The 17,397-nt window shown below is 37.7% G+C and carries 25 protein-coding genes; 14 read left to right on the top strand and 11 right to left on the bottom strand.

The annotated features are described in order from the left end of the window. The first annotated feature begins 101 nt into the window (after positions 1–101). Both CCAL9328_RS00205 and CCAL9328_RS10890 read left to right on the top strand, forming a co-directional pair. Complete coding sequence (locus tag CCAL9328_RS00205; protein ID WP_211436815.1) at positions 102–767, top strand: HpcH/HpaI aldolase family protein; 666 nt, start codon at positions 102–104, stop codon at positions 765–767. Then, positions 736–882: a hypothetical protein gene (locus tag CCAL9328_RS10890; protein ID WP_211436814.1), complete on the top strand. Its 147-nt coding sequence runs from the start codon at positions 736–738 to the stop codon at positions 880–882. Before CCAL9328_RS00205 ends, CCAL9328_RS10890 begins: the two co-directional genes overlap by 32 nt. 45 nt (positions 883–927) lie before the next feature. On the opposite strand, the gene CCAL9328_RS00200 is transcribed toward CCAL9328_RS10890, so the two are convergent. Next, positions 928–1,884 carry an SLAC1 anion channel family protein gene (locus CCAL9328_RS00200; RefSeq protein ID WP_169972191.1) on the bottom strand — a complete coding sequence of 319 codons (957 nt, stop codon included), beginning with the start codon at positions 1,882–1,884 and terminating at the stop codon, positions 928–930. Positions 1,885–2,048: 164 nt separating this feature from the next. Between CCAL9328_RS00200 and CCAL9328_RS00195 the strand changes: the two genes are divergently transcribed. The 11 genes from CCAL9328_RS00195 (at position 2,049) to glyS (ending at position 10,691) form a co-directional block, all read left to right on the top strand. Beyond that, positions 2,049–2,693: a Crp/Fnr family transcriptional regulator gene (locus CCAL9328_RS00195; RefSeq protein WP_169999649.1), complete on the top strand. Its 645-nt coding sequence runs from the start codon at positions 2,049–2,051 to the stop codon at positions 2,691–2,693. A 65-nt stretch (positions 2,694–2,758) separates the two neighbouring features. Next, the gene (locus CCAL9328_RS00190) at positions 2,759–2,935 is read left to right on the top strand and encodes a YgaP family membrane protein (RefSeq protein WP_169999647.1); all 177 of its coding nucleotides are present in this window, start codon (positions 2,759–2,761) and stop codon (positions 2,933–2,935) included. Positions 2,936–3,021: 86 nt separating this feature from the next. Beyond that, entirely contained in the window at positions 3,022–3,501 is a 480-nt protein-coding gene (locus tag CCAL9328_RS00185) for a 3-isopropylmalate dehydratase small subunit (RefSeq protein WP_169938609.1), read from the top strand. A gap of 19 nt (positions 3,502–3,520) precedes the next feature. Next, entirely contained in the window at positions 3,521–4,588 is a 1,068-nt protein-coding gene (gene leuB / locus CCAL9328_RS00180) for a 3-isopropylmalate dehydrogenase (RefSeq protein WP_169938611.1), read from the top strand. Further along, complete coding sequence (locus tag CCAL9328_RS00175) at positions 4,585–4,830, top strand: hypothetical protein (RefSeq protein ID WP_169938614.1); 246 nt, start codon at positions 4,585–4,587, stop codon at positions 4,828–4,830. The genes leuB and CCAL9328_RS00175 overlap by 4 nt, the downstream gene beginning before the upstream one ends. Beyond that, entirely contained in the window at positions 4,812–5,180 is a 369-nt protein-coding gene (locus CCAL9328_RS00170; RefSeq protein WP_322619346.1) for a CiaD-like domain-containing protein, read from the top strand. Before CCAL9328_RS00175 ends, CCAL9328_RS00170 begins: the two co-directional genes overlap by 19 nt. Continuing rightward, positions 5,146–6,297 carry a tRNA nucleotidyltransferase/poly(A) polymerase-related protein gene (locus tag CCAL9328_RS00165; protein ID WP_169999848.1) on the top strand — a complete coding sequence of 384 codons (1,152 nt, stop codon included), beginning with the start codon at positions 5,146–5,148 and terminating at the stop codon, positions 6,295–6,297. Before CCAL9328_RS00170 ends, CCAL9328_RS00165 begins: the two co-directional genes overlap by 35 nt. A gap of 15 nt (positions 6,298–6,312) precedes the next feature. Further along, positions 6,313–7,146: a formyltetrahydrofolate deformylase gene (purU, locus tag CCAL9328_RS00160; RefSeq protein WP_169938618.1), complete on the top strand. Its 834-nt coding sequence runs from the start codon at positions 6,313–6,315 to the stop codon at positions 7,144–7,146. Next, on the top strand, positions 7,146–7,625 hold the full coding sequence (locus CCAL9328_RS00155; protein WP_169938620.1) for a tRNA (cytidine(34)-2'-O)-methyltransferase: 480 nt from the start codon (positions 7,146–7,148) through the stop codon (positions 7,623–7,625). Before purU ends, CCAL9328_RS00155 begins: the two co-directional genes overlap by 1 nt. Beyond that, positions 7,622–8,548: an endonuclease/exonuclease/phosphatase family protein gene (locus CCAL9328_RS00150; RefSeq protein ID WP_169938622.1), complete on the top strand. Its 927-nt coding sequence runs from the start codon at positions 7,622–7,624 to the stop codon at positions 8,546–8,548. The genes CCAL9328_RS00155 and CCAL9328_RS00150 overlap by 4 nt, the downstream gene beginning before the upstream one ends. A gap of 115 nt (positions 8,549–8,663) precedes the next feature. Continuing rightward, a complete protein-coding gene (gene glyS / locus CCAL9328_RS00145) occupies positions 8,664–10,691 on the top strand; it encodes a glycine--tRNA ligase subunit beta (protein WP_169999645.1) in 2,028 nt (675 codons plus the stop codon). Between the two features lie 35 nt (positions 10,692–10,726). Here the strand turns inward: glyS and modD are convergent, their stop codons facing one another. From modD to CCAL9328_RS00100, 9 genes are all read right to left on the bottom strand, one after another. After that, a complete protein-coding gene (gene modD / locus CCAL9328_RS00140) occupies positions 10,727–11,566 on the bottom strand; it encodes a ModD protein (RefSeq protein ID WP_169972195.1) in 840 nt (279 codons plus the stop codon). After that, positions 11,563–11,832 (bottom strand): helicase, encoded by a 270-nt coding sequence (locus tag CCAL9328_RS00135; protein WP_169938628.1) that lies wholly within the window; start codon positions 11,830–11,832, stop codon positions 11,563–11,565. Before CCAL9328_RS00135 ends, modD begins: the two co-directional genes overlap by 4 nt. Continuing rightward, positions 11,822–13,912: a heavy metal translocating P-type ATPase gene (locus tag CCAL9328_RS00130; RefSeq protein WP_228026853.1), complete on the bottom strand. Its 2,091-nt coding sequence runs from the start codon at positions 13,910–13,912 to the stop codon at positions 11,822–11,824. Before CCAL9328_RS00130 ends, CCAL9328_RS00135 begins: the two co-directional genes overlap by 11 nt. Then, positions 13,881–14,189 carry a YtxH domain-containing protein gene (locus tag CCAL9328_RS00125; protein ID WP_169999644.1) on the bottom strand — a complete coding sequence of 103 codons (309 nt, stop codon included), beginning with the start codon at positions 14,187–14,189 and terminating at the stop codon, positions 13,881–13,883. The genes CCAL9328_RS00130 and CCAL9328_RS00125 overlap by 32 nt, the downstream gene beginning before the upstream one ends. Then, positions 14,190–14,498, bottom strand: a complete 309-nt coding sequence (locus CCAL9328_RS00120) for a hypothetical protein (protein WP_169999642.1) — start codon at positions 14,496–14,498, stop codon at positions 14,190–14,192. A gap of 10 nt (positions 14,499–14,508) precedes the next feature. Next, positions 14,509–14,832, bottom strand: coding sequence for a hypothetical protein (locus CCAL9328_RS00115; protein ID WP_228026746.1), 324 nt, complete (start codon positions 14,830–14,832; stop codon positions 14,509–14,511). Then, positions 14,832–15,476 carry a ferritin-like domain-containing protein gene (locus tag CCAL9328_RS00110; RefSeq protein ID WP_169972198.1) on the bottom strand — a complete coding sequence of 215 codons (645 nt, stop codon included), beginning with the start codon at positions 15,474–15,476 and terminating at the stop codon, positions 14,832–14,834. Before CCAL9328_RS00110 ends, CCAL9328_RS00115 begins: the two co-directional genes overlap by 1 nt. After that, positions 15,469–15,792 (bottom strand): HMA2 domain-containing protein, encoded by a 324-nt coding sequence (locus tag CCAL9328_RS00105; RefSeq protein ID WP_169972199.1) that lies wholly within the window; start codon positions 15,790–15,792, stop codon positions 15,469–15,471. The genes CCAL9328_RS00110 and CCAL9328_RS00105 overlap by 8 nt, the downstream gene beginning before the upstream one ends. Positions 15,793–15,878: 86 nt before the next feature. Further along, positions 15,879–16,325, bottom strand: coding sequence for a Fur family transcriptional regulator (locus CCAL9328_RS00100; RefSeq protein ID WP_169938639.1), 447 nt, complete (start codon positions 16,323–16,325; stop codon positions 15,879–15,881). Positions 16,326–16,458: 133 nt separating this feature from the next. Between CCAL9328_RS00100 and CCAL9328_RS00095 the strand changes: the two genes are divergently transcribed. Next, positions 16,459–16,668 (top strand): hypothetical protein, encoded by a 210-nt coding sequence (locus tag CCAL9328_RS00095; protein ID WP_169938641.1) that lies wholly within the window; start codon positions 16,459–16,461, stop codon positions 16,666–16,668. Here CCAL9328_RS00095 and CCAL9328_RS00090 read toward each other — a convergent pair. Continuing rightward, positions 16,665–17,321 carry a lipid-binding SYLF domain-containing protein gene (locus tag CCAL9328_RS00090; protein WP_169999640.1) on the bottom strand — a complete coding sequence of 219 codons (657 nt, stop codon included), beginning with the start codon at positions 17,319–17,321 and terminating at the stop codon, positions 16,665–16,667. The genes CCAL9328_RS00095 and CCAL9328_RS00090 overlap by 4 nt on opposite strands. Positions 17,322–17,397 lie beyond the last annotated feature (76 nt).

The raw sequence follows: 17,397 nt of genomic DNA, 5'->3' as shown, positions 1-17,397 counted from the left end.
GAGAGCGATATGTATTGGCTAGAAAATCAACTTGAGCTTATCGAAATGATCGGCAAACAAAATTGGCTAGTAGCTCAGCTTTAAATCGCAAAGGATAAAAAATGGCAATGGTTAAAGACTATCTAAAAAACAGCTTTAAAGAGAATATCAACGCTGGAAATTTACAGTTTGGCGTAGCGCAAGAGATACCTAGTGCGGAGGTGGCTGAAGTTTTAGCCACGACTAAATACGACTGGCTATTTGTCGATGGCGAACACGGCGCACACGACATCCGCTCTATCGTTGATATAGCTCGTGCTATCGCGCCTTACGATATGACACCTGTGGTTAGGATACCGCAAGCAGGCACTGGTATATTTAAACAGCTCCTTGACTCTGGTATCCAAAACATCATCATCCCAAAGGTAGAAAGTGGCGAGGAGACCGAGCAGATAATGTGCTGGGCTTCGTATCCGCCTAGGGGCAACCGCGGTATGGGTGCAGGTGCGGTAAGAGCGGCGAGATATGGCAGGTATCCTGACTATTTAGAGCGTATAGAAAAAGAGATATGCATTTTACCACAAATAGAGAGCAAAAATGGTATAGAAAACCTTGAGGCGATAGCTACGACACCGGGTATCGGCGGTGTGTTTCTAGAGCCTATCGACTTAGCTGTGGATATGGGTCATGGGCTAAATATCTTTCATCCTGAGGTGGTGGAGGCGATGAAGTATAAAGCGCATAAGAGAGCTTGGTGTGCCGGTAGGCACTATCGCTGTTACGCCTGAGCAGGTAAAAGAGTATGCTGATATGGGCGTTAGCTTTTTAGGCGTTGGGGTTGATACTCTGTTTTTGGCAAACTCAGCCGATAGCACGCTTGAAACGTTTAAAAGGAAGCTTTAAAATGAGATGAACGCCACTAAGTCATCGCGGTTTAGTGGTGTAAATTTAGTGCTCCGCTACGCAAATTTCATCGTTTTTGATAGCTTTTATAGTAAAGTATCCGACAACTCCGATGAAAAATAGCAAAAGCACAAACATTATCACGCCAAAGTATAGATAAATCGGCTCACGGCTTAACTCATAAGCCTTCACAAAAGTCATGCTAGCCGCCGCTGTCGGGAAGGTAAACGCCCACCACGATAGGAAAAATTTAAGCTTCATGAAATTTTTATACATAAATAGTATCAGCCCCGTAAAAAATATCGTCAAATTTAAAAGCACGTGAGCAAATACATCAAAGCTCTCCACAAGTCTCGTGTAGCCTAAAAATGCGATCGCAGGCGGAGCGATGACGATAAAAAGGGTCGGCATGAATTTTTGTGCGAGCTGATCGTGAAAGATGATGCGGTAAAAGACGATCGTAAACAAAACGAGCCAAAAAAAGAGCCCGATAGAGAAGTAATACCACAAAAACTCGCTCTTACTATCGCTTGCGATGACTACTACAAGGTTGCCAACTATCGGGATAAACCAGGCGGGATTTGAGTGGTTTATGAGTAGGTTGTTATTGATCCAAAAGGCGATGACATAAAATGTAAAAAAAGTCTGTAAAACAAGTGCGATGTAAAAAAGCACGCTGTGCAAAGAGGCAAATTCACTCCACATTGCAGAAAGCAAAAACAGCGATATGGCAAATGCGGCGAAGAAATTTATCTTAACTGGATGAGATATCTCTTTTTTTACATCATCTTTAAATTTAATTATTTTTATTCCATAAAGTGCAGCGATAGCGATAAAGATTAGGCTAGTTGCGCTACGTAAAATTTCAAATATGATATCTGATAAACCAAGCGTTAAATTTAATTTCTCGTATGATAATGTAAGCCCGCCAAGTCCCATAATAACAGCAAAAAGCATAATGGGAAAGTTGGCAAGTTTAGATGATGTTTCTTCATTTTTCATAATAACTCTTTAAAATTTTTTTAAAATATTACTCTTATAATGGCAAAATTTCAGTGATAAAATCACTTTGTTAAAGAATTTTATTACATGAAAATAAATAAATACTAAGAAGATGTTTAGAATTTTTCAATACAATACTGGAATTACATAATTCAAGGAATAAAATGCTAAATGAAGCTGATCGTAAATTTTTAGACGAAAGTTTTTTGTCTAAGTTTGAAATTTCGGACGCCCATAAGCAACTTGTTATGGAAAAAAGTCTAATCAAGACTTTTAAAAAAGATGAGATCATCTATACAAAAGACGGTTGCAAGGGTTTTATCGTAGTAAAGAGCGGCAATATAAGAGCCTACATCGCCTCTAGTAACTTTAAAGAAATCACTGTTTTTAGCCTAAAAGATAATGAAAGTTGTGTGTTATGCTCCTCTTGTGTCAAGAAAAATTTCGAGATAGAGATAAATTTACAGGTGTATGAAGACACCGAAGTAGTTTTGATACCTATTGATAGTTATAAAATTTTAAGGGACATTTATCCAGAGATCATGAGTTTTACTTTAAATTTAATCTCAACAAGATTTGCAAGTGTTATTACCGTTATGGAGCAGGCTTTGTTTCTACCGCTTGTTGAACGTATAAAAAATTTTTTAGAGCAAAACAGCACAGATTCAAGCATTAAGATCACTCATGAACAGCTGGCAAACCACATCGGAAGCGCCAGGGAAGCTGTCTCAAGAGTCTTAAAAGAGATGGAAAAAGAGGGACAAATAGAGCAAAAAAGAGGAGTTATTACTCTACGTCATGCAGTGTAACTTTATCACAAATTTAAACTTTTATTTGCGCTAATATCTCGTAAAATTTTTAAAAGGAGATAAATATGGTAAGCAAAAAGAGCAGAATTTTTAGAGTGATATTTGGGTTATTTTTGATGGTTGGTGTTTGGCTTTTATTTAAAAGCTACTGGGCATTAATAGGCCTTGTTCCTATAATAATAGGTATTACAGGATACTGCCCCGCATGCCAAATACTTGGCAAATGCTCTTTAAAAAGATAAATTTCAAAGACGCCTTTTTATTGTTTGATTTGTTATTTAGCTTTTTTTGGTTAAAATCGCAAAAACTTACTATTTAAAGGCGTATTATGGCAAATAAAGTATGGAAATTTGGAAATAATATCGACACTGATATTATCATCGCTGCAAGATATCTAAATACATCTGACGAAAACGAACTAGCAAAACATATCATGGAAGACGCTGACCCCGACTTTGTAAAGAAAATTTCAAAAGGCGATATTATCGTAGCGGGTGAAAATTTTGGCTGTGGAAGCTCGCGTGAACATGCTCCTATCGCCCTCAAAGCTGCCGGCATAAGTGCCGTTATAGCAAAAAGCTATGCGAGAATTTTTTATAGAAACAGCTTTAATACCGGACTTTTAATCCTTGAGATAAATGAAACCGATGAGATCAATGAGGGTGATGAGCTAAAGATAGATGTTGATAACGGTGTGGTGCTAAATTTAACTAGCAAAAAAGAGTATAAATTTAACGCTATCCCACCTTTTATGCAAGAGCTTTTAAGTGCCGGTGGACTTATAGAATACGCAAAAAGCAAAATTTAAAATTAAGGTAAATACAAAAATGAAAAGATATAAAATTTGCGTTATAAAAGGCGATGGTATCGGTCCTGAGATAGTTGATGAGGCGATTAAAGTACTTGAGGCGACAAGCTTGAAATTTGGCTTTGAGATGGAATATGATTATAAGTTAATGGGGGGCGCGGCTTATGATGTTTTTGCTGAGCCGTTACCAAATGAAACACTCGATAGTGCTCTTAGCTCAGATGCAGTGCTTTTTGGTGCTATAGGTGGTGCAAAATGGGACAATTTGCCTCGCGACAAACGTCCTGAAAGCGGACTTTTAAAGCTTAGAAAAGGTCTTGAAGCTTTTGCAAATTTACGTCCCGCTGTTATTTATGATGAGCTTGTAGAGGCCAGCACTATAAAGCCTGAAGTCCTTCGCGATGTTGATATCTTGGTTGTTCGCGAGCTAACCGGAGGAATTTACTTTGGTCAGCCTAGAGAGAAGACAGAAGACAGTGCATTTAACACTATGACATATACAAGAGCCGAGATAGAACGTATAGCAAAGATAGGTTTTGAGGCTGCACTAAAGCGTAAAAAACGCGTTTGCATGGTAGATAAGGCAAACGTTCTTGAGACAAGTCAGCTTTGGCGTGAAGTCGTAAGTGAAGTTGCTAAAAGATACCCTGATGTAAGCCTTGAGTTTATGTATGTTGACAACGCCGCCATGCAGCTAGTGCGTAATCCTCGCCAATTTGACGTTATTTTGACAGAGAATTTATTTGGAGATATATTAAGTGACGAAGCAAGTATGGTCGTAGGCTCTATCGGCTTGCTACCAAGCGCAAGTATGGGCGGCAAAGTAGGAATTTACGAGCCTATACACGGCTCTGCACCAGACATAGCAGGTCAAGGTATAGCAAACCCGATCGCAACTATACTAAGCGCTGCGATGATGTTAAGATACGCATTAAATGAAGAAAAAGCAGCTACCTGCATAGAAAATGCCGTAAAAACAGCACTATCCCAAGGTTATCGCACAAAAGATATCGCCGCTTATGGAGCAAAAGAAATTTGCACCACAAGTGAAATCGGCGATGTGATCGTTAAAATAATAGAGCAATGAAAAACACCGTTACCGAAGCACTGATATATGAGGCTCAAGGGCTAAAAGACGACGCCCTTGAGATTTATAAAAACATCCTTAAAAATGATGCGAACAACAAAGAGGCACTTGCTGCGATAAGGCGCTTAAGCGGACTTCGCAAAGGTCGCAAGATACAAAATGAACTTATGAAGGATTTTTTTATAGACATGAATACACCTGAAGAGATAACGGAATTTAAAAGGTGGTTAATAAGAATATGAAGCTTGATGATATAGCAAGAATGGCGATAGACGAGGTTAGCGCGGAGCTTGAGAAGATAGAAAATATGACCAAGGTTGAGGAAGAGCAAAATTTATCAAGTTCTAAAGAGGATGAAGCACAAGAAGATATCGCTTTGCAAAAAGTAGATGAGCCAAAAGAGAGTGCCAAAGAGATAATAGGTAGCGAAGAGATATTTTTACGTAACCTAAAAGAGCGTATAGAAGTTCTTTTTGAAGGGTTAAACGAGATGCCACAAAAAGATCTACCCCAAAGACTAGAACTCACGCTTAAATTTCTTGAATTTGTTCTTGCAAATGTTGAAAACAGGCTTGAAAATTTATCAAAATAAAGCCTTGGATGAGGTGCGAGAAATTTTAGCGCCTCATACTTCACGAGCCTATCTTGTAGGCGGTTGTGTTAGAGATTCCATTTTGGGGCGTGAAATTTATGATTATGATATTGAAGTTTATGATATATCGCCTGATAAATTTGATAATATCATGCAAGATGTCGGTGCAAGCGGTGTAGGCAAGAGCTATTTTATCTACAAATTTAAAGAATTTGACCTAGGACTTCCACGTACGGAAAATAAAATCGGCTTAAGACATACCGACTTTGAGGTAAGCTACTGCAATGATGAAAAAGCAGCCTCTCAAAGGCGTGATTTTAGTATCAATGCGCTTATGTTAAATATCTTTAACGGCGAGCTGATTGATAACTGGAGCGGGCTTAGCGACCTTAGAAATTCATCTATAAGGCACATTGATGATGAGAAATTTTGCGAAGATCCGCTTAGAGTTTTGCGCGCTGTTCAGTTTGCATCAAGGCTCAATTTTAAAATCTCTCAAAAAACATTAGAGCTTATGAAAACTCTTGATCTGTCCTGGCTTAGTAAAGATAGGATAGCTTGTGAACTACTTAAATTTTTTAAAGCAAAACATCTTGAAGTCGGCACATTTTACCTTTACGAGCTTGGACTTTTTGATAAGTTGTTTAACCTTAAAATTTCACGAGACGAGCTTGATGATTTTTGCAAAAAGCTGCAAAACGCACGTAAATTTATAGATAGTTCAAAGCTGTTTTTGTATCTTTTATCTAATGAATTTTCTTTAAATTTGACGCAAATTTTAAAAGAATTAAAGTTGCCTAAAATTTATGAAAAGATATTAAAAGAGCCGTTTTATAAGGATCAGCCGAGTGATTTTGAGTTTTTGCAAATCGCGCAAAATTTACCACTTAAGCAGTGGCTTGGCTGCTATAGCCAAAAGCGTGTCGATAGGGCTAAAAAGCTAGGTTATTACGACGAACAATTAGAGATAAAGATCGACGCAGCCAGCATAATACAACAAGGCTTTACAGGCAAAGCCGTAGGCGAACAAATAGAGCTTAAAAAAAATGAAGAGATAGAAAAAATTCTTGCCGAAAAAGGCTTAAACAAGTCAAAATTTGATAAGATCCAAGACTAAATTTTAGGAGTTAGTATGCAAAAATACATTTTGAAAATAAAATGTAGTGACGAAAAAGGGCTGATATATAGAGTTTCTGATGTTATATTTAAACATCGTCTAAATATCGAAACAAACAATGAATTTGTTGATAAGGAAAATAATCGCTTCTTCATGCGTGCCGAGCTTAGCGGAGAACTAAACATAGGTGAGTTTTGCGGTGTACTTGAAGCTGTTTTACCAAGCGATGCAGAGATAAGCTGCCTTGCAAAAGCAAAAAAAGATATCATTGTTTTAGCGACAAAAGAGACACATTGCTTGGGTGATTTACTTATTAAATTTGATAGCGGAGAGCTAAATGCAAACATTGTTGCCGTTGTCGCTAATCATGAAATTTTAAGAAGTTTGGTTGAGAGGTTTAACATACCTTTTCATGTTGTATCGGCTGAAGGCATGAGTAGAGAAGACCACGAAGATGCGGTGCTTGAAGTTATGTCACAGTATAAATTTGACTACGCGATCTTGGCTAAATACATGCGTATCCTAACGCCAAAATTTGTCAATGCTTACCCGCAAAAAATCATAAACATACATCACTCATTTTTACCTGCTTTTATCGGAGCAAATCCTTACAAGCAAGCATATGAGAGAGGTGTTAAGATCATCGGAGCAACGGCTCATTTTGTAAACGACAACCTAGATGAAGGTCCTATCATCACTCAAGATGTGATACATGTAAATCATGAAATGAGCTGGCAAGATATGCAACGCGCGGGACGCACATGCGAAAAAAGCGTTTTATCAAAAGCACTTGACCTTGCGTTTGATGATAGACTTTTTATAAATGAAAACAAAGTGATAGTTTTTTAATGTTTAACATAGTTTTAGTTTCCCCGCAAATTCCGCAAAATACCGGAGCTATAGGGCGAATGTGTGTAAATGCAAATTTAAAGCTTCACATCGTAAAACCAACCGTTTTTAGTCTTGATGAAAAGGCGGTAAGGCGTGCAGGGCTTGATTATTGGAAGGTATTAGATCCTGTTATATGGGAAAGCTTAGATGAGTTTTTAGAGCAAAATTTAAAATTTAAAGATAGATTTTTCTTTGCTACGACTAAGACAAATAAGCTTTATTTTGACGCCAAATTTAAAAGTGGGGATTTTATATTTTTCGGCGGAGAAAGCACGGGGTTGCCTGGTGAACTAATGAAAATAAACGAAGATAACAAAATAACAATCCCAATGGGAAAGCAAGGCAGAAGCCTAAATCAAGCAATGAGCGTGGCGATCGTGGCTTATGAGGCTATAAGGCAAAATATAGCTGAATTTGACTTTAGGGTGCCGATTTGAGAGCGGTTGTTTTACTTGTTTTTTGCGTCGTTTTTGCGTTTTGTCAAAATATAAAAATTGCAACTTATAACGTTGAAAATTTATTTGACGGAGTAAATAACGGTAACGAATACTCTGACTTTCGTATAGGTAAAGGCAAGTGGAGCAAAGAAAAGGCTAGGCAAAAACTTCTTCGTATAAAAGAGGTTATAACTGCTTTAGATGCTGATATCATCGCTCTTCAAGAAGTAGAAAACGAAGAGGTTTTAAAAGAACTCATAGCCGGCACAAACTATAAGTATATAAATTTTAGCACGAGCAAAAATGCTCCTGTAGGGCTTGGTGTGATATCAAAGATAAAGCCAAGCTCAAGTGAGGCTTATAAAGTCTACGGTATAAAAACGCGTGATATTTTAAGGGTTAAATTTAAACTTCAAGATGGAGAATTTAGCCTTTTTGTCGTGCATTTTCCAGCCTTTAAACGTAACGGCTTAGAGGCGCAAAAAAGAGCAGAAAGAACTCTTAGGGTGGCTTTAGCGCAGCATAAAAATGCTATCGCGCTTGGGGATTTTAACACTGTTTATTCTACGTCGGATAGATCGCTTTTATACAACATCACGACTACTAAAAACTACACAAATCTTTGGAGCGAGGTAAGAGAGTATAAACAGCGCTACTCGTATGCAAGATCGGGTTCAAACAAGCGCGCAATAGACCATGTGCTTTTAAGTCCCGAATTTATGGACAAAAAAGGTCAATTTGTCTATGTTTGTGATAGTTTTAAGGTGTTTAAGCCAAATTTTATGATGGATGGCGAATACGCAAAAAGTGAGAAGAATTTAAGTGTGTATTCTGATCATTTGCCGCTTGTTTTTGAAATTTCAACTGATAAAAATTTGCTTTGCGGTATAATGAGCAAATTTTTAAATCGGATAAATATGTAATGGATAGAATTCTTGATATTTTCATGACCGCCTTATTTGTGGCATTTTTGGTATTTATGCTACGTGGCGTTGCACTTAATATAAGCGAAAAACAAAAAAGGAAAGAGGACAAAAAATGACAAAAGAGTTGCTGATCGAAATCGGTGTTGAAGAGCTTCCTGCGATACCGTTTCTAAAAGAGTTGCCAAATATCAAAACAAAATGGCATAAAGTGCTACAAGAGTATCGCTTGGATGGCGAGTTTGAATTTTACTATACGCCAAGAAGGCTAGTTTTTCTACACAAAAATTTTAGCATCTCACAGCCTGATAGCACGGTGGAATTTATCGGCGCGCCAAAGCATGTTGCGCTAAAAGACGGTGCTTTTACAAAAGCGGCGTTGTCGTTTGCCGGCAAATGCGGTATTAGCGAAAGTGAGCTAAAATTTAAAGAGATAGATGGCAAAGAGGTTTTATTTTACGAAAAAGAGCTAAAAGGCGAAGCTAGTAAAAACTTGCTTGGCGATATGATAGAGAAGTTTTTACTATCTCTTAGCTTTGGCAAGTCTATGCGCTGGGGCAACGGCGAATTTGAATTTATCCGTCCTGTGCGTTCGTTTTTATGTATCTTTGGTGATGAGTTTGTAGAATTTGAAAAATTTGGCGTAAAAAGCGAAGGCTCTACTTATCCTCACAGAAGTATTGGTTATGATAAAATTTCTATCGCAAACATCGGCGAGTATTTTAGCGGATCAAAATCACGCGGTATCATCCTTGACGCAAATGAGCGCAGGGCGATTGTGCTGGCTGTATTTGATGAAATTTCAAAGAAAAACGGAGTACAGATAGAAATAGACGAAGAGCTACTTGATGAAGTAGTGACGATAACCGAGTATCCAACCGCGCTTTTGGGTGAATTTGAGAGTGAATTTTTACAAATCCCAAGCGAAGTCATCATAACTTCCATGAAAGAAAATCAACGATATTTTCCGGTGTTTAAAAATTCAAAGCTAAGCAACCACTTTGTTGTCGTAAGTAATGCCATAAGTAACGATAGTGCGCTTATAGTTCGCGGCAACGAGAAGGTTTTAAGAGCTCGTTTAAGCGACGCGATGTTCTTTTGGCAAAGCGACTTAAAAGCAGAATTTAGTCCTGAAAAGCTAAAAAATATCACTTATCTTAAAGAGCTTGGAAGTATTTACGATAAAGAGCTAAGAGAGGTTAGAGTAGCTCAAATTTTAGGCAAAATGTATAAAGATAGGCTAGAAAACGAAGTTGGCAAAGATTTTAATGCAAAGCTTGAAAGAGCTGTGATGCTAAGCAAGGCGGACTTAACAAGCGGCATGGTTTATGAGTTTACCGAGCTTCAGGGTATAATGGGTCATTACTACGCACGTGCAAAAGGCGAAGACGAAGCGATAGTAACCGCTATAAAAGAGCAATACCTGCCAGACGGTGAAGATGCACAGTGTCCAAGTAGTGTATTTAGCTCGGTCGTCGCACTTTCAAGTAAGCTTGATGCACTGTTGGGGCTTTTTAGTGTAGGCAAAATTCCAACTGGCACAAAAGATCCTTACGCGCTTAGACGTGCGGCAAACGGTGTTATCAGGATAGTTCAAAACATGGGTTTTGAGTTTGATATCGTTAAAGTTTTAGAAGAACTCAAGGACGGATATAAAGAATTTGACACCAGCATACTTGAAGAGTTTATACTTGATAGACTTTATGTATTTTTTGATGTAAATTCTTCTATCGTAAAAGCTTGCATAAATAGCGGCAAGCGCGATATAAATGAGCTTGGTAAGGCGATAAATGCTCTAGCTAAGATCTCAAAAGATGATGAATTTAAAGAAAATTTCTCTACCTTTAAACGTCTTGCAAATATCATAAAAGATAGCGAAATTTTAAATGTAAATGAGAATTTGATTAAGAACGAATACGAAAAAGCCCTAAATGATAAATTTGGCGCTCTGGATAAAAAAGAGGGCGACTACGAAGGGCGCTTAAATGAGCTGTTTGGGCTAAAAGATAGTATTGATGGCTTCTTTGATAATGTTATGATAAATGACGAAGATCCAAATATAAAGGCTAATCGTATCGCTATAATCGGACAAATTTATAAAGAATTTTTAAAGATAGCAGACATTAAAGAGATCAGCTTTTAATAACACATACAAGGGTCAAGCCTTTGACCCTTTGCCTATATAAATGAAATTTTACCTGTAAGATCGGCTGTGCCTTGAGTGTATGGTGCCGATGTTATTACCGCATTTATGCCTGTCTTTGCAAACTCCTTGCAGTTTTTTAAATTTATACCTCCTGCTGCAGTTACTATGATGCTTGAATTTGTTTTATTTTTAAGCTCTATGGCTTTACTAAGCTGCGATGGGCTAAATTTATCACACTGGATAACGTCCGGCTTGTAATGCAAAAGTGTTTGAAATTCGCTTAAATTTTCACACTCTATCATTATCTTTTTTTCTGGCAGATTGGTTTTAAAGTCGGCTATATGTTCGCAGAAATTTTCAAAACTTTTGTAAGCCTTGATATGGTTTGCGAAAAATAGCACGCTGTCGCTAAGATTTGCCCTATGTATGCGTCCACCGCCGCTTATAACGGCATTTAGGCAAAATTCTTTTGCAAAAGGAAAGTTTTTTCGCGTGGTTTGGACTTGACAATACGGGCTAGCGTCCTTACATAAAGCTACCATGTCTGCAGTATGTGTTGAAATTTTACACGAGTATTCAAATAAAATTTGTATCAGCTTCCATGCTTTATGTAAATTTTCAAAGCTACCGCTCGCGTTAAATATCGGCTCTTTTGCTTTATAAATTTCACCGTCTTTTCCTGTGTTTACATCTTTGCATTCAAGAAATTCTGCTATGCGTATTGCTGTGGCTGCGTTGCTTAAAACAATTCGCTCGCGTGTAAAAATTTCAAGCTTAGCAGGGCGCTCTTTACCCTTGCAAAGTGAAGTTGTAAGATCGTTTAACGGGAGATCGGAGTGGATATACTCCCAAATTTTTACGTCACTTATCATTTTGCGCTAAGGGCTATTTTCTTACGTTTTTTGGACTGTTGGGTTATAATTTTTTGCGCAAAACCATTATTGTAAAGTCCGTGATGATATATGCTAAAGCCGACAAGTGCTACGCCTGATATGATATGTAGCGCTTTTATAGTTTTGTTTTTCATGCCAAACGCACTTAATGTAACCACTCCAAGTGACACGCCAAGGCCGACTTTTGCGACTTTTCTTTGAGTCTCAAGATTTAGTAATGAACCGTTTAAAATTTTATTTTGCAAATTTTACACCTTTCATTGAATTTAAAAGTAACCAGATCGTAGTTCCGTTGTGCAGTATTGCGGTTGCGATAGGGTTTAGCATGCCAAATGTTGCTGCTGCTAGGATGGCGGTATTTATACCAACGGTTGAGTTAAAATTTGAGCCGATTAGCTTCATTGTTTTTACAGACAACTCTTTGGCGATAGCAACACTTGCTATATCGTCCTTAAGTAGGCTTATATCAGCAGTTGCCTTTGCTATGTCTGCACCCTTGTGCATACTTATGCCTACGTTTGCTTTTGTTAGACTTGGTGCATCGTTGATGCCATCTCCTATAAATGCAACATTTTTACCTTCGGCTTTTAGTTCTTCTATTATCTTTGCTTTATCCGTTGGCAAACATTCTGCGTATACGCGGTCACAACCAAGCTCTTTAGCAACCTCTTGAGCTTTTGCTTTTATGTCTCCGCTTAACATAATAATCTCTTTTACACCAAGAGTTCTTAGCTTGTCTAATGTGGCTTTTGCGTTTTCTCGCATATCATCTTTCATCGCGATGACGCCGACTAGTTCTTTGTCGTATCCGACATAAAGTAGGGTTAGTCCTTTGTTTAGTGCATCTTGTATGACTTTATCTTGCCCGGCAAAGCTTATACCTTCGTCATCTTCTAAAAAGTGTCTTGAACCGATAACGACCTCTTTTTTATCCATGGATGTTTTGACGCCGTGTGCAACGATAAATTCGACCTCATCGTGATGTATATGATGAAAACCGCGTTTATTGGCGGCTTCTACGATCGCCTCTGCTACAGGGTGGAAGTAGTGCTCTTCGGCGCTTGCGGTTAAATTTAAGATATCTTCTTCGCTTAAATTTTTCTTGAACGAAAATATCTTGACCACGCTAAGTCTTCCATGGGTTAGAGTTCCTGTTTTATCAAACACAAAAGTATCTGCCAAATTTAAAGCTTCGATCGCCTTCGCGCCTTTGATTAGAATCCCGTTTCTTCCGGCCTTTGAGATACTTGACTTAAAAGCCACCGGAGTTGCTAGCTTAAGCGCACAAGAGTAGTCTGCTTGAAGCACGCTTGCGACACTGTTCATATCGCGGTTTATCAGATAGGACACACCAGCTAAAGATAGAGTGACCGGCACTAGTTTGTCGGCCAGCTTTGTAGCTTTTAGCCCGACGCTTGATTTTTCGTTTAATGAGCTTTGGATGTATTCTTTGATACGGGCCGTAGCTGTTTCGTCGCCAACATTTTCAGCCCAAATTTTGATCCGGCCATCTTCGACGACAGTCCCGCTCATGACGCGGTCGCCTCTTGATCTAGCGATAGGCTCTGCCTCTCCGGTCATTGAGACTTGATTCACACTGGCATTTCCGTCAACTATATATCCGTCTATGCCTATGCTCTCTCCTGCGCCGACAACTACTATGTCGCCTTTTTTAAGTTTTTGGGTTTTTACTTTTTTAAGTCCTAGGCTGCCGTCTTCTTGGCGAATTTCTATCCAAACCTCTTCGATATTTGGTCTTGCAAGCTCTTTTATGAGATCATCGCTTCTATGAGAGGCACTTTCTTCCATGTATTCGCCTAAATTTAACATGAAATTTGTGCTGTTTGCGGCTAGATGGTCGCCTCTTGCAAGGCTAACGCCAACAGCCATAGACTCAAGAACTTTAGATGTTACTCCCTCTTCTTTTAGTTCTTTTACGCCTTGTAGTAAATTCGCACTACTTGCATAAAGTCCCAACGCAGTTTTTGTGTAATTGCTAGAGATGAGCGGACTTATCGCCATTACGGCACCTGACTTGTATATCTCGACCTTACTTGGCAAGGAAGTGTCTTTTGGCTTTTTTGGGATCTTTAAATTTTGTATGAAATTTAAAATTTCATCAAGATCGCCAAAATACTCTACAACGATACTTTTTGCGTATTTGTTTACGCGCACGCTTTTTACGCCTTTGTGCTCGCCGATATTGGCCTCTATGACACTTACGTCGCTTCTGTTGTTTAGCTCGTCACAGATGATACGAATTCGGTTACCGCAGTGATGTGCGATACGTAGATTATTTTTGTGCTTCAAGCTCTGCTTTGACATCTTCAAACCGCTCTTTTAGCTCTTCTATACCGGCATTTACAAGCTCTCCGCCTTTTATGATAGCTTTAAAAAGGCGCTCTTGCGCTTTGGGATTAGTAAGCACATAAGCTGCTACACCGCCGATAAGTAGCCCTTTTATAAAGCCTGCGGCATTAAAATTTTCAGGAACAAAAGGTAGTTCTTTGGCCGCTTCGTTTATAGCTTTATCTACTCCGTTTTGGGGAGGTGTAGTTACTTGAACTTGAATTTCTTGGTTGTCGATATATGGATTTTTCATTTAGTTACTCTCCGGTTTTATTAAATTTTCTATTAAAATTAGTGCGCCGATACCAAGGGCGGTCTTTGTAGCCGCACTCATGTAGTTTCCTTTGGCGATAGAGTTTGACGCACTTATGCCTACGGCTGCTACCACACCGCCGCCTAGGCTAAATTTCAAAACTCTCTTTGCGACACCAAGGGGAGTTTTTTTGTTTTTATTTCCTAGCTCAAGCGCAGTCGCGCTCATAGCACCCACTAGAGCGCCGCTTACGAAGTGGTCAAACGGCAGTCTAGTTGTTGAAAGCATAAGAGCTTTGCTTTTGCTCATATTATATCCCCTATGCTTGATCGTTAGCTACTTGCGGTTTTGCTTTAGCAGTAGACGGTTTTTTAACACTTTTTTTAGCGGCTGGTTTTTTCTCGCTTTTTGTTTGAGTTTTTAAGATCTTTTCTTGAGTAAATTCCTTTACGTCACCTGCGATATCTTTGCTTTTTTTAAAAAGGTCTTTTGCGGTTTCTTTACCTTTTTCAAAGCCGTCAGCCGCACACTCTTTTACCTTATCTCTTTTGTTGTAGGCTACTACAGCCAATGCGCCCAATGCGACGCCTGCAATAAATGGAAGTGCCATTTTAGCTCCTTTCTTGTTTGTATTTTGTATCATTATTTATCCTTTGGTTCTAAATTTTTACCGACTATGGAGATACCAAGAGCGCCTAGCGCAAGACCGCTAAAAAACGAAAAATTCGGATTATTTAAAATTTTCATCATCTGGGCTTTATCGGCTTTGCCACTTATGATATCTTGCAGATCGTTGCTTATTTTAGCGAAATTTTCTTGGTATTCGTTTATAACACCCTCATAGCCTTTTTCTTGTAAATTTTGTATTAAATTTTTTATATTATTTTGATCATCTTTGTCGCCAGACATGGTCTTAGAAAGTTTTGCTTTTAGGGCGACGATGTATTCGTTATTTGATGTGGCCCAAAGTCTAAAAAATAGATCTTTTAGCTCATCATCGTCTAAATTTTCACAGAAATTTTCATACATTTTATTTAGTTGAATTTCATAATTTAACGCACATATAAATGCATCCTGGGCGCAAGTCGGTTTTAAAAACGCATTTTGCGTCTCATCTTCGTTTAGCTTAAGCTTTTTAACCTTGGCATATGTTTGTATAAGGGTTATGGCATTTTGTCTTAGGGCGTAAATTTCTCTAAAAACATCATCAAATTCGTTTAAAATTTCATATAAAATTTGAGCATTTTTTTCGCTTAAATACGCTGCGTCCAAAAAGTCGTTATGCACAATACACCTCTTTTGCGATGTTGTTTATCTTGACTGAAATTTGGTCTAAATTTTGTCCTTCAAGAAGATCGTCCCATAAAATTTTAGGGAAAATTTCATTGTCATACTCGATCGTTACAGAGCCGATGATCTTGTTAAATTTGACGTTTTTTATGCCGTTTATCTTTGCTATAACACTGTCAAGTTCACCTAAATTTACGCTTTGCGAAAGGTCCTTGATCTTTGGATCAACCCTAACTCTAAGGCGACCCGGAGTGTGAGCTATCTTGCTAAAATAGCTTGATATTTGCATTAAAATTTCTAAATTTATATCCATTTTTTATCCTTTTGTCGGCATTATGTAATTAAGTAACTTAAATGTTACTTAAAGTTTTTTGCCTCTCGTTATCAAAATCCAAATTATTATGAGAAATTGTTTTTCAGACACTCATCACATATTCCATAAAGTATCATCGAGTGCGATATGCAAGTGAAATTTTTATCTTTACAAATTTTATCCTGAGCGTCTTCTATAAAATCATCTCTAAAGCTCTTAACTTTTCCACATCTTTCACAGATAAGATGATCGTGATGTGCGGTTAAATTTAACTCAAATTTTCTTACGCCGTTGTCGTCATATACGTTTGTAAGGTTACACTCGCTTAAGAAATTTAGTAAAGCATAGATGCTTGGCATGGAGATGTTTTGTTTGTGTCTTTTAAGAAATTCGTCTTTTATATCGGCTGCGCTTAAATGCGATGAGGCATGATATAAAATAAGTAAAATTTTCTCTTTTGCGTATGAATTTTTATGGTTAAACTCACTCATAAAATGTGATAAATTTTTATAAAAATTTTCAAAGTTTTCCATCTTGTATCACCGCAAATTTGATATTAATTACTAAGTATTTATAATAATACCTCATATTAACTATAAAGAAAATAAAGCCAAATATAAGGTTGTTTTGGTATAGTTTCGCAATTTTTTGACTTAAGGAAAACTAATGACGTATGACGAGCTTGAATTAGATGCGGTTTTACTTGAAATTTTAGAAAATCGCGGCAGTTTCGACTCTATGGATGATGAAGAACTTTATGAGCTTATAGAGCATGTTGCGACTTTTACGGATGGGGATTATGAAGAAGCGTTTGAGTATATGACGCAGTTTTCTCCTATACCTAAAAAACGCTTCATCTCTTTATTTACAATCTAACCTTTGAAACTTTGCCTAGCTAGTTCTTGCAACTTCTTTGTGTATTTACTAGCTTTTGGGCTATTGTTATAAATATCTTCGTAGTCGTATATCCTATCGTAATAATCTATCGTATCTTGTCTGTTTATGCCCATATGTGAAATTTGAATTCCAACTCCAAGATAAATTCCTCTTGAGTTAGATGACTCTCTTGCGTAAGCAAAAAATTCAGGGGCATTTGTGGTTATAGCGCCTCCGCTTGCGTTATTTATCATCGTTGCTTGTGTGCTTAGGGAAATTCTATAGTTATTTTCAAAAATTTTATGATAGCTGCGAGAGTTTTTGTAAACGATGATAAGATCAACAGAGCTTAATCCAAGGGTTGCACCAAGCTCAATTCCTGAAAAATCCACAAAAAACGGACTTGAAATTTGACCGTCATCATTTTTAGCCACAAAGATACCTTTGTCATTTATAACGCTAACTCCGGCTCCACCCTTGGTAAGATCTGTAAATATCGCTATCGCGCTAGCGTCTTTTAATAAATTTTGATCTTTATTTTCTATGATAAAGTCATTTAGGACGTTTATGGCGCGTTTTACTTTTTGGTTTTGCACAATATCGGCCGATAAAATAGTGGCAAAAAATGCCAACATGAGTAGAATTTTACGCATTTTGATTCCTTTTTGTTCTAATTATATTAAATTCTAGTAAGTATATAATATAAAAATATTTAATTAATTTCAAAAA

This window comes from Campylobacter sp. RM9328 (genome assembly GCF_012978615.1).
Note: the sequence above shows the minus strand (reverse complement) of the source record. Positions and strands in the feature narration are given on the sequence as shown.